Origin of the sequence: Pseudoalteromonas sp. SR43-7, from assembly GCF_014163785.1 — a bacterium.
Taxonomy (GTDB): Bacteria; Pseudomonadota; Gammaproteobacteria; order Enterobacterales; family Alteromonadaceae; genus Pseudoalteromonas; species Pseudoalteromonas distincta.
Map to the genome: position 1 here is coordinate 89,404 of NZ_JACJDY010000011.1, position 25,385 is coordinate 114,788.

The window sequence follows — 25,385 nt, forward strand, 5'->3', positions numbered from 1 at the left end:
TTTATTGCTCCTTTTTAAGTGCTGAGAGCCAAGCGCCTAGCGTTTCGCGCTCTGTGTCTGTCATTTTTGTCATATTGGCCAGTGGCATATCTTTGGTTATAACCGCGCGAGTATGAATAAGCGTGCTGGATTTTTTTACATCACTAATAGAGTCGAGCTTAAGGCCTAGCGGCGCTGTTTGAAAAAGCTCAGAGGTGGGTGTTTCGCTGTGACACCCAGTACAGTGTTTGCTGATTATATTCCACGCTTGTGCGTCGGTAATACTTGCTTGTAAAGGCGCGCTTTCGCCTGCATTTGTTGGTGTACTGGGCCAAGGGGCTATGGCGAGCATAAGAGCAAAAAATGCTGCAATACCGCTTACAAGTACTGAGGGCTTATTAACGCCTTGATGTTTTAAGTTAAAGTAGTGGCGTATCCACATACCAATACCAAACAACGCAATTAAAATAAGCCAGCCAAAGTTGTGGCTATACGTGTAAGGAAAGTGATTGCTAAGCATTATAAATACTACAGGTAATGTGGCGTAGTTATTATGAATAGAACACAGCTTTGCCTTTAAACCTGGCGCTGAATCAGGGATTCTACCAGCTTCTACTTCACTCACCATGTAGCGCTGCCCTGGCATAATAATGTGATACACATTACCCACCATACACGTGCCAATAAGTGCACCTACATGAATATAAACAGCGCGGTCGCTAAATAATTGATCAACCCCAAAAGTCCACAGAGCTAATAAACCAATAACTACAGCAATAAACACTTTGCCGTTTTCAACCAGTGGGGTTTTACACAATAAACGATAAACACCATAGCCTAAGCCAATAAAACCAAGGGATGCGCCAATAGCGGCAAATTTACTTAGCTCACTTTTACTGTTATCAATTAAATACACATCGGCGCCAACATAATAAAGTAAGCTAAATAGTAATATACCGGTGATCCACGTTGTGTAGGCTTCCCACTTAAACCAATGCAGAGTATGAGGCATTTGTTCAGGACCATTTTGATACTTAGCCACTTCGTAAAAGCCACCACCATGCACGGCCCATAAATCGCCTTTTATGCCTTTATCTATTTTCCACTGCGGTGGTGTTTGTAGGTTGTTATCAAGCCATGCAAAATAAAATGAAGCGCCAATCCATGCTATACCAGCAATAACATGAAAATAACGCAGTACTAAATGAGCAAGCTCAAATAAATAGTTTTCCATAACGGTTAAGCCTCTTCTAATACCGGTGAGCGGGTGTCTGAAAATTGATTGTTATCATCGCGCTTATACACACTTTTACCCATAATGTAGGTTTGCTCAACGCAGCGGTCGTCGCCTAACATCATCATTGCAAACAGTTTTTCATGCAGGGTTTTGGCATGTTGTATTCTAAATTTTAAAAATGAAGTTGCTGAACAATCCATTACAATAAAATCGGCTTCACAACCGGCTTCAAAATTACCAATTGTCCCTTCTAAATCAAGTGCTCTGGCACCGCCGAGAGTTGCTAAATACAGCCCTTTAAATGCTGAAAACTTTTGACCTTGTAATTGCTGAATTTTATAAGCTTCGTTACCTGTTTGTAGCATAGAAAAGCTTGTTCCTGCGCCTACATCGGTTCCCATGCCTACGTTTATACCGTGCTCTTCACAGGCTTTTAAATTTAAAAGTCCTGATCCTAAAAATAGGTTTGAGGTAGGGCAGTGCGATATTGCCGCATTGTTATCTGCAAGGCAGCAAAGCTCGCGCTCAGATAAATGAATACTATGGGCAAATACTGAGCGTTTACGTACCATTTTTGCTTGCTCGTACACGCCAAGGTAATCTTCAGCTTCTGGAAATAGCCCTTTAACCCATTCGCACTCGTCTTTGTTTTCCGATAGGTGTGTATGCAGGTAGGTGTCTGGGTATTCTTCAAGCAACTGAGTGCATTTTTGAAGTTGCTCAGGGGTAGATGTAGGGGCAAAACGCGGTGTAACTGCGTAGCTTAACCTATCAACATTGTGCCATTTTTTTATTAGGGCTTTAGATTCGTCATAGCTTGTTTGCGCGCAATCAGATAAGTCGTCTGGGCAGTTACGGTCCATCATTACTTTACCGGCAATCATGCGTAAATTGCGTTTTTGTGATTCTTTAAAAAACGCATCAACCGATTGCGGATGCACTGTGCCAAATACAAGGGCAGTGGTTGTGCCATTGCGCAGCAGCTCGTCTAAAAAGCGGTTAGATATCTCTTTTGAATAATGCTTACACGTAAACTTTTTCTCTGTCGGAAACGCGTATTCGGTGAGCCAACTTAGCAGTTGCTCGCCGTACGCACCCACCATTTCGGTTTGTGGCAAATGTATGTGTGTGTCAATCATACCAGGCATAACGAGTTTGCCATCGTGGCGGATAACACGCGCTGATTTATCAATTGTAGGTAATATGTCGTGCTCATAGCCAAGCTTAACTACTTTGCCGTGCTTGATAACTAATGCGCCTTTTTCAAAAAAACGATGGGCGCTTTCGCCAGCAATGGCAGGGTCGTCAACAAAGTCGAGTATATCGGCACAAACTACTGTTAAGTTATTATTGTTTTGTGTGCTCATAGTTAGCTACCTCTGTATGTAGAGTAGCCAAACGGGCTAAGCAACAATGGGATATGGTGATGTTTAGTATCTTGTAATCTAAACGTTATTTGCGCCTCTGGGTAAAACGCAGGGGTAGGTTGGTTTTGGTAGTAGCTATCTAAATCAAATACTAGCTTATAGGTTGCAAATTCTACTTCTGTATTTAGCCAATCAGTAATACGCCCATCGGAATCGGTTTTGCCTTGGGTTAGTTGTACCCATTCGTTATTTGTAAGTTTAAATAGCTTAACAGCAACATTTGCTGCTGGTTTTCCGGTGCTGGTATCAAGTATATGGGAAGTTATAGGGCTTTTGCTCATAGCAGTGACTCCAATCTTATTTTTGTTATTTTGGCTTGTTCGCCCGCGGCTATATTTAGCTCTGTACTGCGGGTGTTGTGTATGCGCTGCTCTATGAGTTCGAGCATTTGTTCGGCCGTTTTACCGGTGGCGCACACAATAAAAATAAAGCCAAACTTGTTCAGGTACTCTTTATTGAGGGCAATCATTTTGGTAAGTACGGCTTCGTTTGCTTTGCTCATACCCGATTGCTCATGCCCCGCTTTTTGTGCGGTAGCAGCGTATTTATTGCTAAGGGTTGATAAGTCGCCTATTTGCGGGTGGCCTTCAAAGGCAGCTAAATAGTCGCTCTCGCCAAGGCTATTCCATATGCTTTGTGCGCATTCAAACAGCTGTTGAGCACTTTTAAATGGCATTGCTTTTATCATGCCCGCTACCCAGTTAGGGGCCGCGCAGCAATGCTCAAGTGCTTGTTTTGCTTGTGCATCATTTAGCGTATTTATTTGTAAACTGCTCATGCGTCTACTTCCTCCTGCGTGGTGCTAATTAAGGCATTTTTTAGTGTGCGCCATTGCAAGCCTTGGCGTTTTGGCGCTTGGGTTTGCATAGCCTGATAAATGCCAATTAGCTGCCCACTAATCGAAATAGCCACTTCCATTGGTAATTTGCCCGTAATGTTATTAAGCCCAACAGGGCAGGTCATTTGCTTTATTTGATCGGCTGTAAAATCGCGATGAGCTAGGCGCTGCTTAAAGCGTTTTGCCTTGGTATCTGAGCCAATTACACCAAGCCAATTGGCATCGGCGCGTTTAATAATGGCTTGGGTGAGTGCAAAGTCGAGCTGGTGGTTATGGGTTAATATTAAGTAATTGTTAGCTTTTGGTGCGCGTTTTACTTGCTCTGTTGGTTCTTCATCAACCACTTTTACTACGTTATTTGGAATAGCTTGTGGGAATACATCGGCGCGGCTATCTATCCAGCGTATGCGCATAGGTAGTTGTGCCAATATACTAATAAGCGCCTGTGCTACGTGGCCTGCGCCGTAAATGTCGAGGGTAAAGCGCTCGCATTGCATGCATTCAAGCATAACGGTGGCAGCCCCGCCGCAGCACTGGCCTAAATTTGCACCTAGGTTAAATTGCTCAATTACTTGGGCGGCTTCGCCTTTGGCAAGTAGTTCGCGGGCTTTTTCTATTACTACGTACTCAAGATGGCCGCCGCCAAGGGTGTCGTAAATATGCTCGCCGCTTATTACCATTTTAGAGCCTGTGGCGCGAGGGGTTGAGCCATTGGTGCCAAGTACCGTGGCAATTACATAGTTAGTGCCGCTTTGTTCGTGCTCGTTTATAGCCTGCGCCCAATTTTGTGTATGAAAACCCTGAAACGACTCATTTAAATTAGTCATGTTGATTCTCCTTAAACCAGCTAGCGGTTTGCTCAATTGCACTCAATACTCGCTCTGGGGTTGCGGGTGTATCCAGTGGGGCGGTGTATTTGTAATCAGCCACACTGCTTATTGCATTACGAATGGCGCTCCATACACTAAAGGCCAGCATAAATGGCGGCTCGCCTACGGCTTTTGATCTAAACACGGTGGTTTCTGGATTTGCTGAGTTATAAAGATTGACGTTAAATTCGGCAGGTGTATCGCCAATGGCTGGTATTTTGTAGTTGGCTGGGCCAAAGCTTGCAAGCTGGCCTTTATCATTCCATTGTAAGTCTTCAGTTGTTAGCCAGCCCATACCTTGCACAAAGGCGCCTTCAATTTGCCCTATATCAAGTGCTGGATTAATTGAACTGCCTACATCGTGCAGTATATCAACGCGGGTTACCGTGTTTTCGCCAGTTAGGGTATCTACTTCTACTTCGCTGAGCGCTACGCCGTGAGCGTAGTAAAAAAATGGGCGGCCTTCACCTTTAGCTCTATCGTAATGAATTTTTGGTGTGGCGTAATAACCGGTAGATGAAAGCGATATACGATTCATGTAAGCAAGATTTGCAAGTTCGCTAAAGCTAATTTCCCCTTTACTAAAAGTAATGAGGTTATCTTTAAATACAACAGTGTTGCTGTCTACTTCAAAGTGCTCGGTAATAAAATCAATTAAGCGCTCTTTTATTGTGTTTACTGCATTTAGCGCTGCCATACCGTTTAAGTCGGTACCGCTTGAAGCTGCTGTTGGCGAGGTGTTTGGCACTTTGTCGGTACGCGTAGCACTAATACTTACCGCGTTAAAATCCACCCCAAAGCCGTGGGCCACAATTTGCGCAATTTTGGTGTTTAGTCCTTGGCCCATTTCGGTGCCGCCGTGGTTTAAATGTATAGAACCATCGCTATATACATGTACTAATGCACCGGCTTGGTTTAAGTGTTGTACCGTAAACGAAATACCGTATTTAACCGGCGTCATCGCAAGGCCTTTTTTTATAATAGGTGACGATACGTTAAATGCTTTAATAGCCTCTTTACGTGCCCAGTAGTCACCCGACTCCTCAAGCTGAGCAATCATATCTATTAAAATATGTTGCTCTACGGTTTGATGGTACGGCGTGGTATCGCGGCCTTTTTTATATAAATTGAGTTTTCGGATCTCAAGCGGATCTTTACCTAATTTAGCGGCTATATCGTCCATTATTAGCTCGCCCATAATCATTCCTTGCGGGCCACCAAATCCTCTAAATGCGGTATGGCTTACGGTATTTACTTTACAGCGATTACCCTTAATTGTGGCGGCTGGGTAGTAGTAGGCGTTATCGGCATGAAACATGGCGCGGTCTACTATTGCATCTGATAAATCGGGGGAGTAGCCACAAAATCCGTTTACGGTAATGTCGGCACCTTCTATTAAACCATTTTCGTCAAAACCAACATGATAGTGATTATAAAAAGGGTGGCGTTTACCGGTTAATTTAAAATCGTCGCTACGGGCTAGGCGCATTTTTACTGCGCAGCCAAGGTGGTAAACCGCAAGGGCTGCAAGGCATGCCCATGGTGCGCCTTGGGTTTCTTTGCCGCCAAAAGCACCGCCCATACGGCGGGTTTCTACGTTTACAAAACTAAATGGCTTTTTTAAAATTTTAGCGACTAAGTGCTGCACCTCAGTAGGGTGTTGCGTAGAGCACTGAACATGAATGCCCCCGTCGTTATCAGGTTGCGCCAGCGCTATTTGGCCCTCAAGGTAAAAGTGTTCTTGCCCGCCTATGTTTATTTCGCCTTTAAGCTGGTGGGCTGCGTTATTAATGGCGTTTTCGCTGTTACCACGGTTAAGTGAATGTGGCGGCCTTACCCAATGCTCTTTGCTAATGGCTTCTTTAATATCAAGTATTGGAGTAGTTTGCTCGCACTCTATAACCACTAAACGTGCCGCGCGGCGCGCTATTTCATATGTGTCGGCAACGACAATTAATACAGGTTGCCCGTGGTATTGAATTTCATGGCTGGTCAGCAGTACATCACCAGGAAATACCGGGCCAATATCTAATTTACCCGGAACATCTTCGGCCGATAAAATACGTTTAACGCCTTCAACTGCCAGTGCGAGACTGGTATCTATTGATTTAATAAAGCCGCTTGTAACAGGGGCGAGCACTGGGTAGGCATGCAGGCAACCGTAAGGCTCAGGGTTATCGTCGGCAAAATTTGCACTGCCACAAACTTGTTTAATAGCGCTTTCGTGATATTTAGATTGTCCAACGCTACCACCTTGCGCTTTTAGTTTATCCATTTCAAAGTGACGCATGTGAGATCCTCGTAATGACAATGTTGTTATTGTTGCGTGCTTGTGGCTCACAAAACTCAATACCAATGCGTTGTAATAAGTTTTTGCTTACCGTGGTGCGGTAATGCGCACTGCTTCTTACATCGCTCATGGGCGTAAAGTCATCGTTAATAGCCGTTGCTGCGTCTATAAAACTACTTACTTGTAATGATTGAGATATCAGCTTTTGCTCAATATGATGTGCGCGCTTAGGAATAGCAGCCATACCGCCCATAGCGCAGCGGGCTTGAGTAATCATGTTTTGTGAATGCTCTATAGCAAGCACCAAACAAACGGTAGATATATCGTCTTCAAAGCGTTTTGATATTTTATGACATGCCAGTTTTAGTGACTCTGGGCGCTTTGGAATGGTGAACTTACTAATTACTTCATCGCTTTTAAGAACCGTTTTTTTGTAATCAATAAAGTAGTCGGCAACTTTAATAGTGCGCGTACCAGCGCTGCTTAATAAATCTATTGATGCATTAAGAGCGATTAAAAGGGGAGCGGGATCGCCAATAGGAGAGGCATTCCCTATGCTGCCACCAAGCGTGCCGCTGTTACGTACTTGGCTTGATCCTAAGCGTTCAAATAGCTCTTTTGACTCTGGGTAATGGTTATAAAATACTTCAACAAATTGGCTATAAGGAAGTGCTGCACCAATGTGTAACTCACCGTTATTATCTGCCAAGGTGCAAAGATCCTTTACTTGGCTAAGGGAAATAATTACATCCGGTAAGAGCATGTTTTGGCTAAGCTCAATGGCAAAGTCGGTGCCACCAGCAACTAAATGTGCATAAGGATAAAGCGCTTTTAGTTCAACAAGTTGCTTAGCATTTTGTGGTAAGTAAAATTTGCGAGGACCATTTTTTAAAAATGGAATATCGTCATCATATTGCGTATTAAGTGATGCTTTAAATTGAGCGGCCATTGCTGAGTACGGTTCAGCTTTACGCTCATAGCTATAGGCTTTTTCGGCTGCAAGTAATATAGGGCTATAACCTGTACAACGGCATAAGTTACCGCCAAGTGCATGAATAACCGCTTTTTTACCAGGGTACGTTGGCTCATTAATATAAAGAGCCAACAAACTCATTATTATACCGGGCGTGCAAAAACCACATTGCGAACCATGGCACTCTACCAGTGCACGTTGTACGGGATGTAAATCGGTTAAGCTTGGGTATAAGCCAGTAGTCACAGCCTCTACCGTTACTATATGTTTTGCATGCGCATTACCTAATAACAATAAACAGCTGTTCATTGTTTTGTATTGCCAACCAGTTTGCCCGTTTGCATTTATACGCTCTTCACCCACTAAAATTGTGCACGCGCCACAGTCGCCAGTTGCACACCCTTCTTTGGTGCCCACTTTCCCTTTTTTGGTGCGTAGCCAGTCCAAAATGGTGAGACTTGGCGAACATTCTTGTACTTCAATTGGCGTGTTATTTAATAAAAATTGAATCACACAGACCCCCTTAATTTTTATAAAGCCCTGATACATAAAGGCTTGGCGTATGTTTTTTCTTGTTGTTTGCGCACGGGTAAGAAAAATACTTTTTCATCTTGGTAAGTATATTGCAGTTACCATGCCATTGTTGACCGGTTGGTCAGTTGATATTTTGAGTAGGTTAAATTGCTCATTAAGTACAAATAGGCCCTAATAATGAATAATAAATACCGCCTTACTATGCAGGGAATGACAAAGCAGTATCCCGGATGTATAGCCAATAATGACGTAACCTTAAAAATTAAGCATGGTGAAGTGCATGCCTTATTAGGTGAAAACGGTGCAGGTAAAAGCACATTAATGAAAATGCTTTATGGTGTGATTAAACCTGACCAAGGGGACATGTTTTTCAACGGCCGTATAATGAATATAAAAGAGCCTGCTGATGCGCGTGATTTAGGCATTGGAATGGTGTTTCAGCATTTTTCGTTATTTGAAACACTTACGGTCGCCCAAAATATTGAACTAGCGTTAGGTGATTTAGCAGGGCATAGCAGCACGCTTGCAGGTCGAATTACGAAAACATCAACACGTTATGGTATGCCATTAGACCCCCATAGACTGGTATCAACACTTTCAACTGGCGAGCGCCAACGAGTAGAAATTGTTAGATGCTTATTATTAGATATTCAGTTACTTATTTTAGACGAACCCACTTCAGTACTGACTCCACAAGAAGTCGATGCATTATTTAAAACCCTAAAGTCACTTAAAAAAGAAGGCTGCTCTGTGCTGTTTATTAGCCATAAACTGCACGAAGTGATTGAGCTATGTGACAGTGCGACCATTTTGAGAGGCGGGAAAGTAAGCGGGCATTGTATTCCTAAAAACGAAACTAGTGAGTCAATTGCTAGGCTGATGGTAGGCGACAACACGCCAATTAGTAACCAAACTCGCAGAGCTTTGGGTACTGCGGATTTTTTAACCGTTAATAATCTAACCACCGCCGCACAAGCGTTATTTGAAACCCCCCTTAAAAACATTAACTTTGCAGTACAGCAAGGCGAAATAGTGGGGATTGCGGGTGTTGCTGGCAACGGACAAGAAGAGTTATTAAAAGTGCTTTCGGGGGAGCAAATTCAAGCTAGTAGTAGCGCCATTAAATTTAAAAATACCGTAGTTGATGCACTGTGCCCGCTAAAAAGGCGCCGCCTTGGGCTTGCATGTGTGCCAGAGGATAGGCTTGGGCGAGGAGCCGTGCCCACTATGGATTTAGCACAAAATGCATTGCTTACTAGTTTTGATAATGGACTAGTTAAAAATGGCTTTTTAGTAAAACAAAAAATTACTGAGCTTGCTAATAAAATCATTACAAAATACAAGGTTAAAACGCCAAGTTTTCGCACTCATGCAGCTAGCCTTTCAGGTGGTAATTTACAAAAATTTATTATTGGTCGCGAGGTAGAGCAAAGCCCAAAACTACTCGTTATGTCGCACCCTACTTGGGGTGTAGATATAGGCGCACAAGTGGCGATACATGAAGCAATTTTAAAGCTTCGCGACGAAGGGTGTGCGGTACTCGTTATTTCAGAAGATTTAGACGAACTTTATAACATTTGCGACCGCATTGGCGCAATTTGTGATGGCAAACTGTCTCCTATTTTAAATACCGATACCGTACCGCTTGTGCAGTTAGGGCAGTGGATGGCTGGCGACTTTAGCGATGTTTTTAATAACCAGCCTAAAGTACACACACCACAAGGGGAACTTGCATGATTAAGTTAGGACCACGTGTTGAGCGCTCACCGGCTTGGAGTTATCTCTCTCCTGTTTTAGCTATTTTACTCACATTAATAACCGGTTACGTGGTGTTTGCCTTATTAGGGCATGATCCTTTAAATGCCCTGTATACATTGCTTATAGCACCTGTTGCCGATTGGTATGGTGTAACTGAGCTACTTGTAATGACCATTCCTATTTTGCTATGCGCCTATGGCTTAGCGCTTTGTTATAGAGCATCGGTTTGGAATATAGGCGCAGAAGGGCAACTGCTTATTGGTGGTGTATGTGCAAGTGCTGTAGCCGTTAACTTTGTTGGCTCAACAAGTGCTTTTGCAATGCCACTTACATTATTCGCTGGTATTGCTGGTGGCATGTTGTGGGCGGGGCTTGCTGCTTTTATGAAGCTGCGTTTAAACACCAATGAAATTTTAGTCACCATAATGCTCAACTACATAGCAGTAAATGTATTGCTGTGGGCTGTTCATGGGCCACTCAAAGATCCTCACGGTTATAACTTTCCTGAAAGTGCATTGTTTGGCGATAGCACGCTATTACCTATTTTATTCGACGGTACTCGATTGCACTTAGGCCTGGCGTTTGCGTTATTAGCGCTATGCGCCACATGGGTTTTTATTAGTAAAACCTTTATAGGCTTTCAAATACAAGTACTTGGACTTGATGCATCCGCGGCCAAAATGGCGGGTTACAAGCGAGCATTATTAATTGCCGGAGTGCTAGTTATTAGCGGGGGCTTGGCGGGGCTCGCTGGAGCGGGCGAAGTAGCTGGGCCTATTGGGCAGCTAGTTCCGCAAATATCACCTGGTTATGGCTATGCCGCCATTATTGTTGCTTTTTTAGGGCGACTCCACCCAGTAGGAATTACGTTTGCGGGCTTACTAATGGGGCTTATTTATATGGGAGGTGAACTTGCGCAAATTAACATGGGATTACCTAACGCTATAACCGGTATTTTTCAGGGGTTAATGCTGTTTTATTTACTCTCGTGTGATGTGCTTATTACTTATCGCCTTAGATTTTCGCTGCCATTTAAACAACAAAAAGCGCAGCCAATACATATTGCACAGGAGTCTTAAATCATGGAATTAGATGTAATTACTAATATTTTATACGCCACTATTCGTACAGGCACCCCCTTATTGCTGGTGGCGCTGGGTGAAATGGTATGCGAAAAAAGCGGCACCTTAAATTTAGGGCAAGAAGGCATGATGCTCTTAGGCGCTGTGGCAGGGTTTATAACTATGTACCAATGCGACAACCTATTTATTGGTTTTACGGTAGCAGCTTTGGTCGGGGTTATGGCCTCACTTATTTTTGCTTTTGTAGCACTTAATTTAAATGCTAGCCAAGTAGCGGCAGGTTTAGCGCTGACTATTTTTGGTACAGGCCTTTCGGCATTTTTAGGTGCCGACTATGAGGGAAAAACCATTAACGCGTTACCTACTTTAGCAATTGCAGGGTTTGAGCATATTCCGGTTTTAGGCAAAGCGCTATTTTCGCAAGACGCCATTGTGTATTTAAGTTGGGGTTTAGTGCTTGGTGCGTATTTGTTTTTTAAATATCACAGAGCAGGGCTTGCAGTACGAGCTATTGGCGAAAACCCAAGTGTGGGCAATAACTTAGGATTACCTGTAATGCGTACACGTTATTTAGCCGTTATGTTTGGCGGCGCACTGGCTGGCATTGCGGGCGCATATTTGTCGTTGGCTTATACACCACTTTGGACTCAAAACATGACGGCAGGGCGAGGTTGGATAGCCCTTGCTTTAGTGGTGTTTGCAAGCTGGCGTATTGAGCGCGTAATACTTGGCGCTTATTTATTTGGCTTTGCCAGCATTATGCACTTAGTGGCACAGGCTTTTGGGTGGGCTGTGGAGTCTAACTTACTGGCCATGTTGCCTTATGGTGCAACGCTTATAGTACTGATTATGCTCAGCAAAAATAAACAAAAATTAAAAATGTACGAACCCATGTGGCTAGGTAAACCTTGGCACAAGGGTCATTAAATTAATTACAAAATCAATAAGGTAAATCACCTGCTACAACAGGATATTAAAAATATAACACGGAGAATAACAATGAAAAAACTTATAACAGCACTCGGGGTTGCATTGAGCTTAGGCATAAGCGCATCTGCTATTGCAAAAGATAGCGTAAAAGTTGGCTTTGTATATGTAAGCCCCATAGGTGAGGCCGGTTGGACTTATACACATGACTCTAGCCGCCACTACCTAGAAGAAAAGTTTGGCGACAAAATAGAAACTACTTTTGTCGAAAGCGTACCAGAAGGAGCGGATGCAGAGCGTGTTATTACGCAACTGGCTAAAAGCGGGCACGATTTAATATTTACCACGTCGTTTGGCTACATGAACCCAACACTTAAAGTGGCTAAACGATTTCCTAATGTAAAGTTTGAGCATGCCACAGGCTATAAACGCGCAAAAAACGTAAGCACTTACTTTGATCGCATTTACGAAGGACGCTACCTAACAGGTGTTATTGCAGGGCATATGAGTAAAACCGACAGCATTGGTTATATTGCTGCGTTTCCTATTCCGGAGGTAATACGCGGTATAAATGCATTTACGCTTGGCTTGCGCTCAGTAAAGCCTAATGCAAAAGTAAAAGTAGTGTGGGTTAATAGCTGGTTTGATCCGGGTAAAGAGCGCGAAGCTGCCGATAGCCTAATAGATCAAGGCGTTGATATTATTACCCAACATACTGATTCGCCTGCACCATTGCAAGCTGCGCAAGCCGCTGGTATTTACGCTATTGGCTACCACTCAGATATGAGCGGATATGGTAAAAAAGCACATTTAACGGCAGCGGTTCATCACTGGGATGAATTTTATGCAGAGCGCGTACAGCAAGTACTTGACGATAAATGGCAATCGCAAGATATATGGAAAGGGATAGGCTCAGGGATGACTCGCTTAGCGCCGCTAAGTAAAGACATTCCAAGTGATGTAGTAAGTGAAGTAAATGCTATTTCAGAGAAAATTGGTAAAGGTGAATTTCATCCATTTACTGGCCCTATAAAAAATCAGCAAGGTGAGCTGGTTACAACAGCAGGGCAGACTATTGATGATAAAACCTTACTCGGCATGGACTTTTACGTTGAAGGCGTAGAAGGGCAGCTTAAATAAACGCAGACGTATTTGAATTTAAATAGGGCAGGGCGTTAATACCTTGCCCAAGTTTAAGCGCTAAAAGGATATTGACCATGTCAAACCAAGAAGCTATTTCAGAAGACATAATTTACGCGGTAGATGATAAACCAGGGCTAACTGAATCATTTTTTGCTGCACTACAGCACGTACTCGCAAGCTTTGTAGGCATTATTACACCCACACTTATTATTGGTGGGGTGCTTGGCCTAGCTGCTGAAATACCATATTTAATTAGTATGGCGTTGTTTGTATCGGGTGTTGGTACGTTTATACAAGCGCGCAGAGTAGGGCCTGTTGGTTCTGGACTTATATGTGTGCAAGGCACCAGTTTTGCTTTTTTAGGCACTATTTTGGCCACAGGCTTTACTGTTAAAGCTACGGGTGGCAATAACGACGAGGTCCTTGCCACTATATTTGCAGTGTGCTTTTTGGCCGCTTTTGTTGAAGTATTTATTAGTTTTTTTATTAGTAAATTAGGCAAAATAATTAAGCCAGTAGTTACTGGTGTGGTCATCACTACTATTGGTATTTACCTAATTAAAGTAGGCATGACTGATATAGGTGGCGGGCAATGGCTACTTACTAATATGCCTGAAAAATTTGCTTCAACGAGCAACTTAATTATTGGTTTTTCGGTTGTTGCTTTAGTGGTGCTGCTTAATGCAAGTAAAAACCAATGGGTGAGGCTAACGGCTGTGGTAGTTGCAATGATACTTGGCTGGTTACTTGCGTTTGTATTAGGTATCGCTAATTTTAAATTAGGTGAATTTGACCTAATTGCTATCCCACTGCCTTTTAAATACGGCTTTAATGTTGATTTTGGTGCACTCATAGTCTTTGGTTTTTTATACCTTATTACTGCAATTGAATCGACAGGCGATATTACTGCCAATTGTGCTGTTTCTAAGTTACCTGTTAGAGGGCCTAGCTACTTAGCACGCATACGCGGCGGTATTTTAGGTGATGGCGTTAACTCGATGATTGCCGCTTTATTTAATACTTTTCCTAATACTACTTTTAGTCAAAACAACGGCGTTATTCAGCTAACTGGAGTTGCCAGCAGATATATTGGCCTGTGGATAGGCAGTATTTTAATTATTCTTGGCTTGTTTCCTGTGATTGGCGCTGTATTACAAAATATACCTAAACCTGTTTTGGGCGGTGCAACGCTTGTAATGTTTGGCACCGTAGCAGCCGCTGGGGTCAAAATACTCGCCAGCGAAAAAATAAATCGCAGAAGTTTACTTATTATTGCGGTGAGTTTGGGGCTCGGGCTAGGTGTTAGTTTTGTACCAGAGTTGTTTGCAAACGCACCTAAATTAGTTACTGCCATATTTGGTAGCGCAGTGACGGTGTCGGGTATCACCGCAATAATAATGACGTTGGTACTACCAGAAAATTACTCAGCAAGTACGGATCATCTTAACTAAACTAATAAAAATCATAAAAGGGATTAACAATGAAAATCAAAACAATAAAAAAATTAGCATTAGTAACTGCAATTGCAATGTGCTCTAAAGGTGTATCGGCTAAAGAACTTTGGTCTGATTTTAGTATTACCGCAATGACAGGAGCCGACTACCTAGAGCCGTTTTCAGGTACTGAAGATGATAGAAGTGTTGTTACTATAGAGCATGCATCGGGACATACATGGGGCAGTACGTTCTTCTTTATGGATAGACTAAGTAATCCCGATGAAGTGTACGGTGAGCTAAACATAAACCCTACTCTTTACAAGCCACAAAAAAGCTTTGTTAAAGAGGTGTTTTTAGGCCTACAAACAGAGTATGGCTCGGGAGATACGGATCAAAATAACTATTTATTAGGGGGCGGTGTATCACTTGATGTACCTGGCTTTCAATATTTTAATGTGGCTTATTATCGTCGTTTTCAAGATGATATAGGTATTCAACGTGAAGATAATAACCAAATAACAGTCACGTGGGGCTATAACAAAGGTAACTTTAGATACGATGGCTTTTTAGATATTGTAGATAGCACCGACACAATGTTTGGTAAAAGTGAAGGTGGCTTTAACTTTACCTCGCAGATTAAATACAATATTGCCTCTATGCTCGGCTTAGATACCACTCGTCTTGATGTGGGTATTGAGTATGTTTATTGGAAAAATAAATTTGGTGTAGATGGGCAAACCGAACATAATCCAAACTTGCTAGTTAAATGGCATTTTTAACAGCAAATTGAATGGTATTTAATTAATAATTAAAGGCTACTTTTTAGTAGCTTTTTTATTTGATAATCTTAAATAATTGAATAGCTTGAATTAGTTGTGTTAGATTGCTTTTTAATAACACTATATGACGGATTTTTTTCATGGACTCTGAAATTGATTTTTCTACCTACACTTTAGATGAGCTTTACTCATCAGCGAGAGCTATAGATCGCGAAGCCTACCCAGATCGAGCAAAAGAAATAGACGACTTAATTAAAACGCGAGAAGCACAGAACCCATCTGAAAATATTGTATCAAAAGTAGCAGGAGAAAAAGCAACGCGCTCAGACAGGCTAGTGGCTGCTATTGTTGATGGCGTTTTAGGTGTTGCTTGTTTTATACCTGTATTCATACTCGTAGGGTTTGAAAATTTAAGCCAACCAACGCTTACTTTATCTGCAAGTTTGCTAGGTTATGGCATATTAAGCACGTTAGTGCTTCATGGTTACCTTATGTACCAACGCGGACAAACAATTGGTAAATCTTTAATGTCTATCCGTATTGAAAATTTAGATGGTACACAAGCAAGCTTTACTACAATTTACTTTAAACGCATGCTTTGTATGCAACTATTATCACTTGTCCCTTCGGTAGGTCAATTTATAGCTGGTTTTGTTAATCCATTATTTATATTTGGAAAAGATAAACGATGTTTACATGATCATTTAGCGGGAACAAAAGTGAGTTATGTAGATTAATCAAGGTATTAATTAGGGCAACTTTGCCCGGATTTAAGTTTGATTTGCAAAAGTTACAAAATGGCGTATTTCACTAAATTGGTAATATAATTAAAAAACCTTACCGATTTTTTTGACTAGTAACCAAGGATGATTATGAAAAACAACACACAGCTAATTTTAGCACTAGCGGCCTCTTTAATTTGTTACTCAACATATATTGTATTGATAGATAAACCTTTTAGTTTGCAGGCGTTTAACCTGTTTTTATTTCCCGTTATTTTATATTTTGTGTTTATTCGTTCGCGCAATGTTGAGCAAAGCCCGTTAAAGGCTGTACGCGTTGAGGGGCAAATATTATACGTTTATAAGCAAGTGTTTAATATTAACGATATTAACAAAGTTGTCATCGACAAAACTAAGAGGCACGGTATATTTGCACTACCATATAATCAAGTTGATGGTAAAACAACTGAGTTTATTTTCAATAAAGATGCGTTTGAATCTTTAAAATCCTACCTTTTACAAAACATTCCAAATGTAAAAATTATTGAATAAAGTAAAGAAGTAACAATGAATTTAAAGAGCATATATTATTCACTGGTTTTCTTACCGCGGCGAAAATCAATGAGGTGATAAATGAGAATATTTAGGAAAACAAACGAGTTTGATAAACTGTCGAGGCGTTACGCATGTATTAAATGTGGTACTTGGGTGAGCATAAAAGCCCAAAACTGTATGCAGTGCCAGCATAGTTTTACCAATAATGATAAAAGCTCAATGCAAACACTCTATAATCAAAATAAAGAACAAAACTGGCAACATGCAATATTGCCTATTATTTTTGTAATATTGGTAATAGCTTTATTGTTCATTTAATTTTTGCTTAAAATTTAAAAGTGCTCGACTGCAACTCTGTAACAAAATCCCTCTGTACTTTAACGTGTAAAAACTACCCATAATTAAAATAATTACTCTTATTAAGCCTTCACTAAATATCACATAGCTAATGTTTTTTAATAAATGAAATAAGCTTATAAATTTCAGTCACTTAAGTTGTGGGTTTATTTATATTTACTCATTTTTTTGGCACGTAAGTTGATACAACTCCTAATAAACTTTAAAAAGGAATTACCATGACTGCTGAATACTTTATGGTACTAGGGTTACTCGGTGTTGCATTTTTTGCTGTTGCAGGGGCATTGCTTGGGTATGAAAAAAACATTAGTGGCTTTGGCGTCGTAGTGGTTGCAACCGTTACTGCACTAGGGGGCGGTACCCTCAGAGATATACTTTTAAACAAACCGGTATTTTGGATTGCTACCCCAGAGTATTTATATTCGACCTATGGGGCCGTTATAGCAACAATTGCATTTATTCGATACTTACCGCGCGTTAATAATTACTACTTTTTATTGGTAGACGCTGTGGGTATGGCGTTATTTAATATTATGGGGATAGAAAAAGCACTCATTAATGGCTCTGGTATGGTGGTCGCAATTACCATGGGCATTACTACAGGTATATTTGGTGGTTTAATACGTGACGTAATTTGCCGTGAAGTACCAACTGTTATGCGCAGCGAACCTTACGCCTCTGCGTGTTTAGCGGGTGGTGCAGTCTATGCTGCTTTATTTAGCCTTAATGTAGATTACATTTGGTGTATTTTAGGCTCATTTTTCACGACTATCTTTTTAAGATTAGGCTCTTTGCATTGGGGTTGGCATTTAACTATTTTCAGAAAAAAAGACTTCAGAGATCAAAGCGACTAATTTTAGCTACGAGTAGCTCGCGTTTGCATGTGGTACTCGTAATTATCCTCATCCGTTATAGTAAAACCCAGCCGCTTATAAAGTCCTAATGCTGGGTTGTTTTTAAGCACGGTGAGTTTAATGGGTTTTGACTGCGCATTTGTAATAACTTGTTCAATAACCGCTTTCCCATACCCTTTATTTTGGTGCAATGGATGTATTTGTAATTGCATTATTTCAACGTGTTGAGCGTGTGTTTGGTATTTTAAAGTACCAATTGGTACCTCATTTATAACTATAAGATGGGATCAGTCATATTGATCATTAAGCCTTAAAACATGCTGTTGCTCTGTTATACCAATCCGCAATAATACTTAATCATTTTGCGGGGCTAAACGTGTCGCTACCTGCGTTAAAAAATGCTCATTTAGAACAACTAAATAGCGAATTTTTTGCCTAGCTATCAACACGTTTTTCCAGCCTCAAAATAGATCACTTAATTAAGCGAAGTGGTATTAAAAATAACCTAGCATTTTCTAAGTGTTCAACCATAGTCAGTTTTCTGAGGCTTAATAAGTAGTCTTGGTCTGAATATGCTGCCTTTATAAATTTAAAAACCATAGTGCTCCCTTGCAACAGCCTCAATGTTTATATTTGTAGAACGAACTAAAATAAGTGCGCAGTATTAAATGTGCAAGCCAAACTAACAAAGGCAAGACTACCAATACCCAAGTGCTTTCCACCAAAGCCCGCCAATAATTCCCCATACACTTAAATTAATAACGCTCATTATAAGGCCCATTACCCACCAGTCTTTTAACGATACATAGCCTGAGCCAAACACTATGGGTGATGTGCCTGTTGCGTAATGCGTTAACGACATCATCAGTGATGAAGCGCCAGCTAGCAGTAAACCTAAAAATAAAGGCGGAGCGCCAAGCGCTAAACCTGCGGCGTAAAATGCGGCAAACATAGCAGTGATATGTGCTGTGGTACTGGCAAAAAAGTAATGAGCATAAAAATACACAGCTACCAATATAATAGCCGATACAATCCAGTCAAAGCCCAGTTGCGCAATATTGCTCTCAACAAGTGTTGAAAACCACGTTACCAAACCTAGTTTATTTAAAAAAGTGGCCATCATTACTAATGCTGAAAACCAAACAACGGTATCCCACGCAGACTTTTCTTTAAGTACATCGTCCCAGCTTAATACACCAGTCACTAATAAAACCGAAAGACCCAAAAAAGCCACTGCCGTTGTGTTAACTGCGTAGTCAGCCCCTAAAATCATTGCAGGTACGCCAGCCCATAAAACAAGCAGCATGGCAAAAACTCCCACCATTATTTTTTCGCCATAACTCATTGGGCCCATTTCAGTTAATTTAGATTCTGCGTAGGTTTTAGCGTCGGGTGTACTTTTAACTTCAGGTGGGTAAATGGCATAAACAACCAAAGGCACAAGGGCAATACATAGCAAACCAGGAACAAGCGCTGCCAGCGCCCACGTACTCCAAGTAATACTGATATTTGCACCGGTAGCATCAGCAATCAGCTTTACAATTAGCGGGTTTGGCGCAGTCGCTGTAATAAACATAGCTGATGTAATAGGGTTTATATGGTAACTCACTAAAGCAAGGTAGTGGCCAATTTTACGAGATGTGCCTTCCTCAGGGGACGAGCCAAAGCTTGTTGCTATAGACTTCATAATTGGGTGAATAATAGCGCCGCCTCGTGCGGTATTACTTGGCGTTACAGGTGCTATAACAAGTTCAGAAAGTGCGAGTGCATAGCCAATACCAACTGTTTTTTTACCAAAAAGAGAAATAAAATTATAGCCAATACGATTTCCCAAACCAGTTTTAGCTAAACCCCGAGAAATAATAATAGCAATACCAATCAACCAAATTAATGAATTAGAAAAGCCACTTAATGCATCTTTAATAGCGCCAGATGGGCTGTCATTAGTTACGCCGGTTAACGCAACAGAAGTAATAGCTAAAATAGCAATGGCGCCGATAGGCATTGCTTTACCAATAATGGCAACAACAGTACCAATAAATAAAGCGAGCAGATGCCATGCGTTTTCGGTAACACCTTGCGGAGGCGGTACAGCAAACCAAAGTAGTAAAACAATGGCTATAGAAATCAGTCCAGAGGTAACTCGAATATCAGTACCCTTCATTAAAATATCCCTAAGTTTTAGAAATGCATGCATTCTGTTTATTGAAAAGGCAACGTTATTTTACTTCATTTAATAATAAAAAAGATGACGCACATCATATGAATATTAGGCTTATTTAATTTTATTAATAAAGAGGAAATTAACTATAAACTAAAGTGATTGATTACATTACCCGATAAGAGCTTACAGTGTGCTTAATTAACTCTAATTTTTAAGAGTTAGCTTGAATTGTTTTATCGACTAGCAAGGTCTTAGTAAGTCTTAACGAATACTTGGAAATACAATGAACTTAAAACTAACCAATAACGTGATTACTTTTTTATTAGCGAGTAGCTTTTTGCTACTTGGCTTGTCGTTTGCGTTAGGATCAAATCCTAATACGTTAACGGCTACGTTTAGTTTTTATGGCGTTGACTCGCTAATGTCTGTATCTGCATTAGGTTTAATTAGTGGCTCATTTATGATTGCCTTAGCGTTTGCCACCGTGCTCGCTCACCTTAAACTAATGAAACCTACGCCAGCACTTTTACTTGCAGCAGTTATAAGTTTGGTTGCATTACTTACCTTGTTTGCCAGTAACCGTTGGATGGCGCAACTTGGTGGCTTTCCAATCATTGGTAGTGGGCAGGGCATAATTAAATACTTTGCAGTAGTGCCTTTGTATTTGTTTTTGTTTTATAAAGACAAACTTACCGACAAACAACACGTACTTTTAAACTTTATACCGGTTGCTATGGTTTTATTGTGGATCGGCGGCATGAAGTTTTATGAGTTTGAAGCAAAAGGCATTGTAAGTTTAGTAGAAACCTCACCGTTTATGTCGTGGTTATACACGGTATTTAGCGTACAAGGCGCGTCTAACGTGATTGGCGGGTTTGATGTATTATTTGCTGTGTTATTGGGCTTAGGGCTATTTTTAAATAATAAAAAGCTAATTATTGTAAGTGGCTTAGCGTGTTTAAGCGTATTTATGATGACCCAAACATTCTTAATTACTGCAACCGGTGCATTTAGTTCTTCTACTTTATTGGAGCGTTTAGGGCAGTTTGTAATTAAAGATCTTTGGTATATAGCCAACCTTGTTGTTATTGCTTTTTTAATGATTTTTAAACCGACTAAATAACATATAAAGAGGACATTATGATCAGTTGCAACCAATACGACTACATCGAAATTGCCTGTATGCACCATTTAAGCATTGAGCTTATATTAAAAAATGGTGATGGTGTATGTGGCGTAGCAACTGACACAAAGCGCAATGCTAATAGAGACGAATGCATAGTTGTTAGCGTAAATAGCGAGTTGCAACTCATTGTGCTAACTACAATCAGCGTACTTAAAGCGCGAGAGAAAAACCCATACTTTGACCACGTGAATTTTGAAGTAAAGTAAATACCTCACTCATTCGTTTTTATCATAAATATCTCTAGCGAGTCTGCATCATTAATATGTTAGGGCTCGCTTATCTCACCAATGCTTTAGCTAATTACGCGCTAAATACATAAAGCCAAAATTTTCCTACTACTTTCTTTTATTCTTTACTCGAGTTTTCCACCTAACAAGGCTAAACGCCAACTATTAAAGCGTATAAAAATGCTAATCCAGTATAAGTAAGCCTCAATAAGCCTTAACTAGCGCTTAGTATCCGTACGTTTGTTAATTATGGTTGTAAAGGTAGCTACATAAATAAAGCTCTATTTTTGTTTTGTCCAATAACATTATTAAACACCGTTTTGGTGAAAAATAATAAAGGGCTTTTTGTAACATATTTAATTACTTGTTTACATTAAAGTTGTTTAGTGGAATTATTGAACACTGTAATATACGCCGTTTTGGGGTGCTATAAATCCCTAAAGTGGTGTTCAATAAGCTGTTAGGTGTTTAAGGATAAGCATGAAAAAGTATCTACCTTTAGTCATATTAATAATCTCTGGTTGTGTTGGTATGAAAACTTATAAAGGTGTCATAGTCCAATATAGCGATGTAAGCAAAAACTCTGATGGGACGTATTCAATTGAGGTTCTTGGTCATACCGATCTTAATGAAACAGATATGCTCGAATTGGTAGAGCTCAAAGGAAAAGAGTTATGCAAACCAAGTGATATATACGTAAAAAAATATAAAATGGGTACTTATGGCTCGCATAGTCAGTTTGGTTCTGTCTACCCACCAAAGATTAACGCAACAATTGACTGTAGGGTAAACAATGCATAACAGGCTGTTAAACAAGGACAAAAATAGTTGATTTTGCTCCTTTTTTACTAATTTAACCAACTATTTTCTGCCTGTTAACAGGCTCGTTATATAACTACGTGAGGAGAGATGATGAACAAGGAAACTATAGGGAAATACGTCGCAGTTTTGGGATTATTGCTTTTCTGGGCACCTCTTTGGGGAATTGTTGATTCGTATTTAATTATGTCCTCTTCATTTCAAGAGATAACGCTGTTTGGAAGTAATGAACCTAAAATATCACAAGAAGAAATGTCATCAACAGCTTTGTCTACAGTAACAGGGTTCATCTTATTTTTAGTTGCACTTTGCTTTTTAACATTTTCCGTTGTGGGCTTAAACTATCGAACTAAGTGGCTTTTTTGGGCACTAATAATATATTCAACATTGTTACTCTTCATGTTCCCTGTTGGTACAGTGTTAGGAGTAACTGTGCTGGCAGCGCTAGTTTTGAACAGGGAAAAATTTGGACCTGATGGTGACGTTACATAACAAAACCATTAACCGGGTTTGTGCAAGAGCGCCACAAATCTGGTTATGGCAGGCGTTAGCTTTTTAAGAGGGTTTCGAGTTGAGAACAATATTTAGCTTTATTTTAGCCTCTTTAGTTGTTGCATTTTTAGCGCCAATGACAATTGAAATGAAATTTACTATTATTCCTTTTGGTATATTTATTTGGACGTTAATAGTTGTTCTAATTTTAGTTCCAGTAACAGCATTTCCAATTTATAAATTTATCACTAAAAGTTGTGATTATTCGCTAAATACAGTGCTCAAATCTTCAGTTATATCTACTTGCTTAGTTTCTTTCTTTTTTGTTTTCCCTTCAGGTTTAGATAGCTCAATTATTAATGGTAAGGTATTGGTCGAAAATGGTTCAATTACGTTAATAGGTTATGGATATAGCTTTTTACAATTGTTTTTATTTTCTATAGTAGGCCTTGTTGCTGGTATTGTATTTTACGTTTCAAAAATAGAGTTAAACAAAAGCTAAAGAGTTAGGATGAAATTCATTCTAATCTTTACATAAATAATATCAGTTGGTTAGGTTTTATTTGTCACGCAAAAAGCTGAACTACAATGAAAGAAAGAGTAAAAAGCCAACCACACTAAACTTTCCCGTAATACCTTCCAAAACACCAATTAAAACAACAGCTAACAATTTTTTATATTCCACGTGAAATACAGTAATAGATTGAACCAAAATAGGAACTCAGCTATGGTTTGTTTATCAATAAAAAATTTAAAAACGAGTTGATCTACAGGCTTGTTATATTTCACGGAGGATTTAGGTTGTCATTTCCAACTTTAGAGACAAATCGCTTAAGGTTAGATCAATTATCAAAAGAAGATTCAAATAGTTTGTTTGAGTTGTTCTCGGATAATTCAGTTGTAGAATATTATGATTTAGAGGCGTTTACTGAACTGTCACAAGCCAGCCATTTAATTGAGTTTTTTAACGCTCGTTTTAAAGAAAACTCAGGTATTCGTTGGGCTATTCGCCTAAAAGAAACAGATCAACTTATAGGTACTTGCGGCTTTAATACTTGGAGCCCTAAAATGAAAAATGCTGTTATTGGATATGATTTACTGCCTAAATATTGGGGTAAGGGTTTTTCTACTGAAGCAGTTCATCGAATAGTTAAAGCCGCATTTTCAGGTGACTTATCTTGCGGTAAACTTAATCGTATTCAAGGCGATACTGTTCTTGGAAACTCTGCATCTGAGTCACTCCTTTTAAAAGTTGGGTTCAAAGAGGAAGGTATAAGGCGTCAAAGTGGTTACTGGAAAAATCAGTTTCACGATCTTAAATGCTTTGGGTTAATTCAGTCCGAGTACTCTGAAATACGCCAAGTTAGGATAATAACAAACAGTTAGCACACCAAATTTCCAGTAATACCTTCCAAAACGTCAATTAAAGCAACACCTAGTCCTCTTTTTATATACCACGTGAAATACAGTAACGATTGAACCAAAATAGGAACTCAGCTATGGTTTGTTTATCAAAAAAATAAAAAACGAGTTAATCTACAGGCTCGTTAAGATTAAAGAAACTAATTAATTGAATCTGGCTGTTAGAGCTATTCTATAGCCTCGTTGTATTGCTAAAGGATTATCGTGAAATACTCTAGGATTGTACTCTTTTCAGTAGGCCTGTATTTATTACTAATTGCTTTATCAACAATAACAACAAAGGTTGTTGGCTTTGATGAGATGACTCAAAGTACATCATACATTTTTACTCATTACGTCTTCGGCTTTATAGCCTCTTTAATCGTGTATTGTTACTTAGGTTATAAGCAAACAGTGAGCCCCTATAAACAAGCCTTTTTAGTTGCGGCGGTTTATTGGTTTATTGATCTAAGTGTCGGTGCCTTACTATACATTTTATTAGAAATATCAATAGATCCTTTGATATATTTAATTCCTGCTTTGCTGCATGTTATTGCTGTTCTATTAGGGACATTACTTGGTATTCAATTACGTCGTAAAATAGTTGAGCGTAAATAAACAAATCGTAAAGCAGAGCAAAAACAGCTGGTTTTTGCTTTTTCACCCTAACCTTAGATAACAACCTTACGGCCTATTTATTCGGCATAAGTAAAAAGGAATTTAAATTTGCTATTCGATTGGTTTAGCTCTGAAAAGCCAAATGTTTATTTGGGTTCGTTAGTTGTAGCTAATAACAGCCATTTTTCTAAGGTTGAGTCGTTTTTTTATATAACGGGCGATTCACTACAAGATCATATGCACAAGAAGCTTGAGGATATTTTTTGTCTTCACAGCATTTCGTCTATTAAAGAGCCTAAAAAGTCAGATATTGGTTTAGATGTTGTTATAGTTACTTTGCATGGTGGTGATGCATTCACTATAGATTTTGATACAGCTGTTATTCCGCTATTTTGGCGACCAAAAGTTAAGTTAGTATCGCGCTTGTATAACATTAAACACAACAAGACGATTAAAACGTTCAGCGTTTCTAAATCTGTTACGTGGCGCGAATTCATAGCTAAAAAATTTAGCTTAAGAGGCTTTTTTCGTTGGGGTCCTTTGTATCATAACGAAGACATGGAAATACTGTTGTATAAAGCATGCTACGAGTTATTAAATAAAATGCGAAAGGCTATTTAACCAGTAGCCAATAAGAATAATTAAAATAAGATAAAAATACATTTTGCTCTTGGTGAACATTATTACAAACAAAAGAGGAACTCAGCTATGGTTTGTT

The 25,385-nt window shown here is 39.9% G+C and carries 26 protein-coding genes; 17 read left to right on the plus strand and 9 right to left on the minus strand.

From position 1 onward, the window contains the following. Position 1 precedes the first annotated feature (1 nt). From H5087_RS10265 to xdhA, 7 genes are read right to left on the minus strand one after another with little or no spacing between them, the layout of a single operon-like run. On the minus strand, positions 2-1,213 hold the full coding sequence (locus H5087_RS10265; RefSeq protein WP_182671955.1) for a urate hydroxylase PuuD: 1,212 nt from the start codon (positions 1,211-1,213) through the stop codon (positions 2-4). Positions 1,214-1,218: 5 nt separating this feature from the next. Next, positions 1,219-2,583 carry a guanine deaminase gene (gene guaD / locus H5087_RS10270; protein ID WP_182671956.1) on the minus strand — a complete coding sequence of 455 codons (1,365 nt, stop codon included), beginning with the start codon at positions 2,581-2,583 and terminating at the stop codon, positions 1,219-1,221. A gap of 2 nt (positions 2,584-2,585) precedes the next feature. Further along, positions 2,586-2,924, minus strand: a complete 339-nt coding sequence (gene uraH / locus H5087_RS10275) for a hydroxyisourate hydrolase (protein ID WP_182671957.1) — start codon at positions 2,922-2,924, stop codon at positions 2,586-2,588. Further along, a complete protein-coding gene (gene uraD / locus H5087_RS10280) occupies positions 2,921-3,421 on the minus strand; it encodes a 2-oxo-4-hydroxy-4-carboxy-5-ureidoimidazoline decarboxylase (RefSeq protein ID WP_182671958.1) in 501 nt (166 codons plus the stop codon). Before uraD ends, uraH begins: the two co-directional genes overlap by 4 nt. Next, on the minus strand, positions 3,418-4,308 hold the full coding sequence (gene xdhC, locus H5087_RS10285; RefSeq protein WP_182671959.1) for a xanthine dehydrogenase accessory protein XdhC: 891 nt from the start codon (positions 4,306-4,308) through the stop codon (positions 3,418-3,420). The genes uraD and xdhC overlap by 4 nt, the downstream gene beginning before the upstream one ends. Then, positions 4,301-6,640 (minus strand): xanthine dehydrogenase molybdopterin binding subunit, encoded by a 2,340-nt coding sequence (gene xdhB / locus H5087_RS10290; RefSeq protein WP_182671960.1) that lies wholly within the window; start codon positions 6,638-6,640, stop codon positions 4,301-4,303. Before xdhB ends, xdhC begins: the two co-directional genes overlap by 8 nt. After that, positions 6,627-8,126, minus strand: a complete 1,500-nt coding sequence (gene xdhA / locus H5087_RS10295; RefSeq protein ID WP_182671961.1) for a xanthine dehydrogenase small subunit — start codon at positions 8,124-8,126, stop codon at positions 6,627-6,629. Before xdhA ends, xdhB begins: the two co-directional genes overlap by 14 nt. Positions 8,127-8,324: 198 nt before the next feature. Between xdhA and H5087_RS10300 the strand changes: the two genes are divergently transcribed. From H5087_RS10300 to H5087_RS10340, 9 genes are all read left to right on the plus strand, one after another. Then, positions 8,325-9,884: an ABC transporter ATP-binding protein gene (locus H5087_RS10300; RefSeq protein ID WP_182671962.1), complete on the plus strand. Its 1,560-nt coding sequence runs from the start codon at positions 8,325-8,327 to the stop codon at positions 9,882-9,884. Further along, positions 9,881-10,984 carry an ABC transporter permease gene (locus H5087_RS10305; RefSeq protein WP_182671963.1) on the plus strand — a complete coding sequence of 368 codons (1,104 nt, stop codon included), beginning with the start codon at positions 9,881-9,883 and terminating at the stop codon, positions 10,982-10,984. Before H5087_RS10300 ends, H5087_RS10305 begins: the two co-directional genes overlap by 4 nt. 3 nt (positions 10,985-10,987) lie before the next feature. Further along, positions 10,988-11,914 carry an ABC transporter permease gene (locus H5087_RS10310; RefSeq protein ID WP_182671964.1) on the plus strand — a complete coding sequence of 309 codons (927 nt, stop codon included), beginning with the start codon at positions 10,988-10,990 and terminating at the stop codon, positions 11,912-11,914. Between the two features lie 72 nt (positions 11,915-11,986). After that, positions 11,987-13,054, plus strand: coding sequence for a BMP family ABC transporter substrate-binding protein (locus H5087_RS10315; RefSeq protein WP_182671965.1), 1,068 nt, complete (start codon positions 11,987-11,989; stop codon positions 13,052-13,054). Between the two features lie 77 nt (positions 13,055-13,131). Continuing rightward, the gene (locus H5087_RS10320; protein ID WP_182671966.1) at positions 13,132-14,508 is read left to right on the plus strand and encodes a uracil-xanthine permease family protein; all 1,377 of its coding nucleotides are present in this window, start codon (positions 13,132-13,134) and stop codon (positions 14,506-14,508) included. Positions 14,509-14,537: 29 nt separating this feature from the next. Continuing rightward, positions 14,538-15,272: a DUF5020 family protein gene (locus tag H5087_RS10325; RefSeq protein ID WP_182671967.1), complete on the plus strand. Its 735-nt coding sequence runs from the start codon at positions 14,538-14,540 to the stop codon at positions 15,270-15,272. A gap of 140 nt (positions 15,273-15,412) precedes the next feature. Next, on the plus strand, positions 15,413-16,009 hold the full coding sequence (locus H5087_RS10330) for an RDD family protein (RefSeq protein WP_182671968.1): 597 nt from the start codon (positions 15,413-15,415) through the stop codon (positions 16,007-16,009). 135 nt (positions 16,010-16,144) lie between these two features. Continuing rightward, positions 16,145-16,546 (plus strand): hypothetical protein, encoded by a 402-nt coding sequence (locus H5087_RS10335; protein ID WP_182671969.1) that lies wholly within the window; start codon positions 16,145-16,147, stop codon positions 16,544-16,546. Positions 16,547-17,124: 578 nt separating this feature from the next. Next, the gene (locus H5087_RS10340; RefSeq protein WP_004334621.1) at positions 17,125-17,760 is read left to right on the plus strand and encodes a trimeric intracellular cation channel family protein; all 636 of its coding nucleotides are present in this window, start codon (positions 17,125-17,127) and stop codon (positions 17,758-17,760) included. Positions 17,761-17,762: 2 nt separating this feature from the next. Here the strand turns inward: H5087_RS10340 and H5087_RS10345 are convergent, their stop codons facing one another. Both H5087_RS10345 and H5087_RS10350 read right to left on the minus strand, forming a co-directional pair. After that, positions 17,763-18,038 carry a GNAT family N-acetyltransferase gene (locus H5087_RS10345; protein ID WP_310736466.1) on the minus strand — a complete coding sequence of 92 codons (276 nt, stop codon included), beginning with the start codon at positions 18,036-18,038 and terminating at the stop codon, positions 17,763-17,765. 419 nt (positions 18,039-18,457) lie between these two features. After that, positions 18,458-19,924, minus strand: a complete 1,467-nt coding sequence (locus H5087_RS10350; RefSeq protein WP_039486658.1) for a DASS family sodium-coupled anion symporter — start codon at positions 19,922-19,924, stop codon at positions 18,458-18,460. A gap of 283 nt (positions 19,925-20,207) precedes the next feature. On the opposite strand from H5087_RS10350, the gene H5087_RS10355 reads away from it, so the two are divergent. The 8 genes from H5087_RS10355 to H5087_RS10390 all read left to right on the plus strand — a co-directional run bounded on the left by H5087_RS10355 (position 20,208) and on the right by H5087_RS10390 (position 25,288). Further along, positions 20,208-21,047, plus strand: a complete 840-nt coding sequence (locus H5087_RS10355; protein ID WP_182671970.1) for a DUF417 family protein — start codon at positions 20,208-20,210, stop codon at positions 21,045-21,047. A 17-nt stretch (positions 21,048-21,064) separates the two neighbouring features. Continuing rightward, positions 21,065-21,316 (plus strand): Rho-binding antiterminator, encoded by a 252-nt coding sequence (locus tag H5087_RS10360; protein ID WP_182671971.1) that lies wholly within the window; start codon positions 21,065-21,067, stop codon positions 21,314-21,316. A 501-nt stretch (positions 21,317-21,817) separates the two neighbouring features. Beyond that, entirely contained in the window at positions 21,818-22,138 is a 321-nt protein-coding gene (locus H5087_RS10365) for a hypothetical protein (RefSeq protein WP_182671972.1), read from the plus strand. A 111-nt stretch (positions 22,139-22,249) separates the two neighbouring features. Then, the gene (locus H5087_RS10370; RefSeq protein WP_182671973.1) at positions 22,250-22,648 is read left to right on the plus strand and encodes a hypothetical protein; all 399 of its coding nucleotides are present in this window, start codon (positions 22,250-22,252) and stop codon (positions 22,646-22,648) included. A gap of 79 nt (positions 22,649-22,727) precedes the next feature. After that, entirely contained in the window at positions 22,728-23,150 is a 423-nt protein-coding gene (locus H5087_RS10375) for a hypothetical protein (protein WP_182671974.1), read from the plus strand. Between the two features lie 299 nt (positions 23,151-23,449). Next, entirely contained in the window at positions 23,450-24,034 is a 585-nt protein-coding gene (locus H5087_RS10380) for a GNAT family N-acetyltransferase (RefSeq protein ID WP_024596159.1), read from the plus strand. 240 nt (positions 24,035-24,274) lie between these two features. Next, complete coding sequence (locus tag H5087_RS10385) at positions 24,275-24,667, plus strand: hypothetical protein (protein ID WP_310736465.1); 393 nt, start codon at positions 24,275-24,277, stop codon at positions 24,665-24,667. Between the two features lie 108 nt (positions 24,668-24,775). Beyond that, complete coding sequence (locus tag H5087_RS10390; RefSeq protein ID WP_182671975.1) at positions 24,776-25,288, plus strand: hypothetical protein; 513 nt, start codon at positions 24,776-24,778, stop codon at positions 25,286-25,288. Positions 25,289-25,385 lie beyond the last annotated feature (97 nt).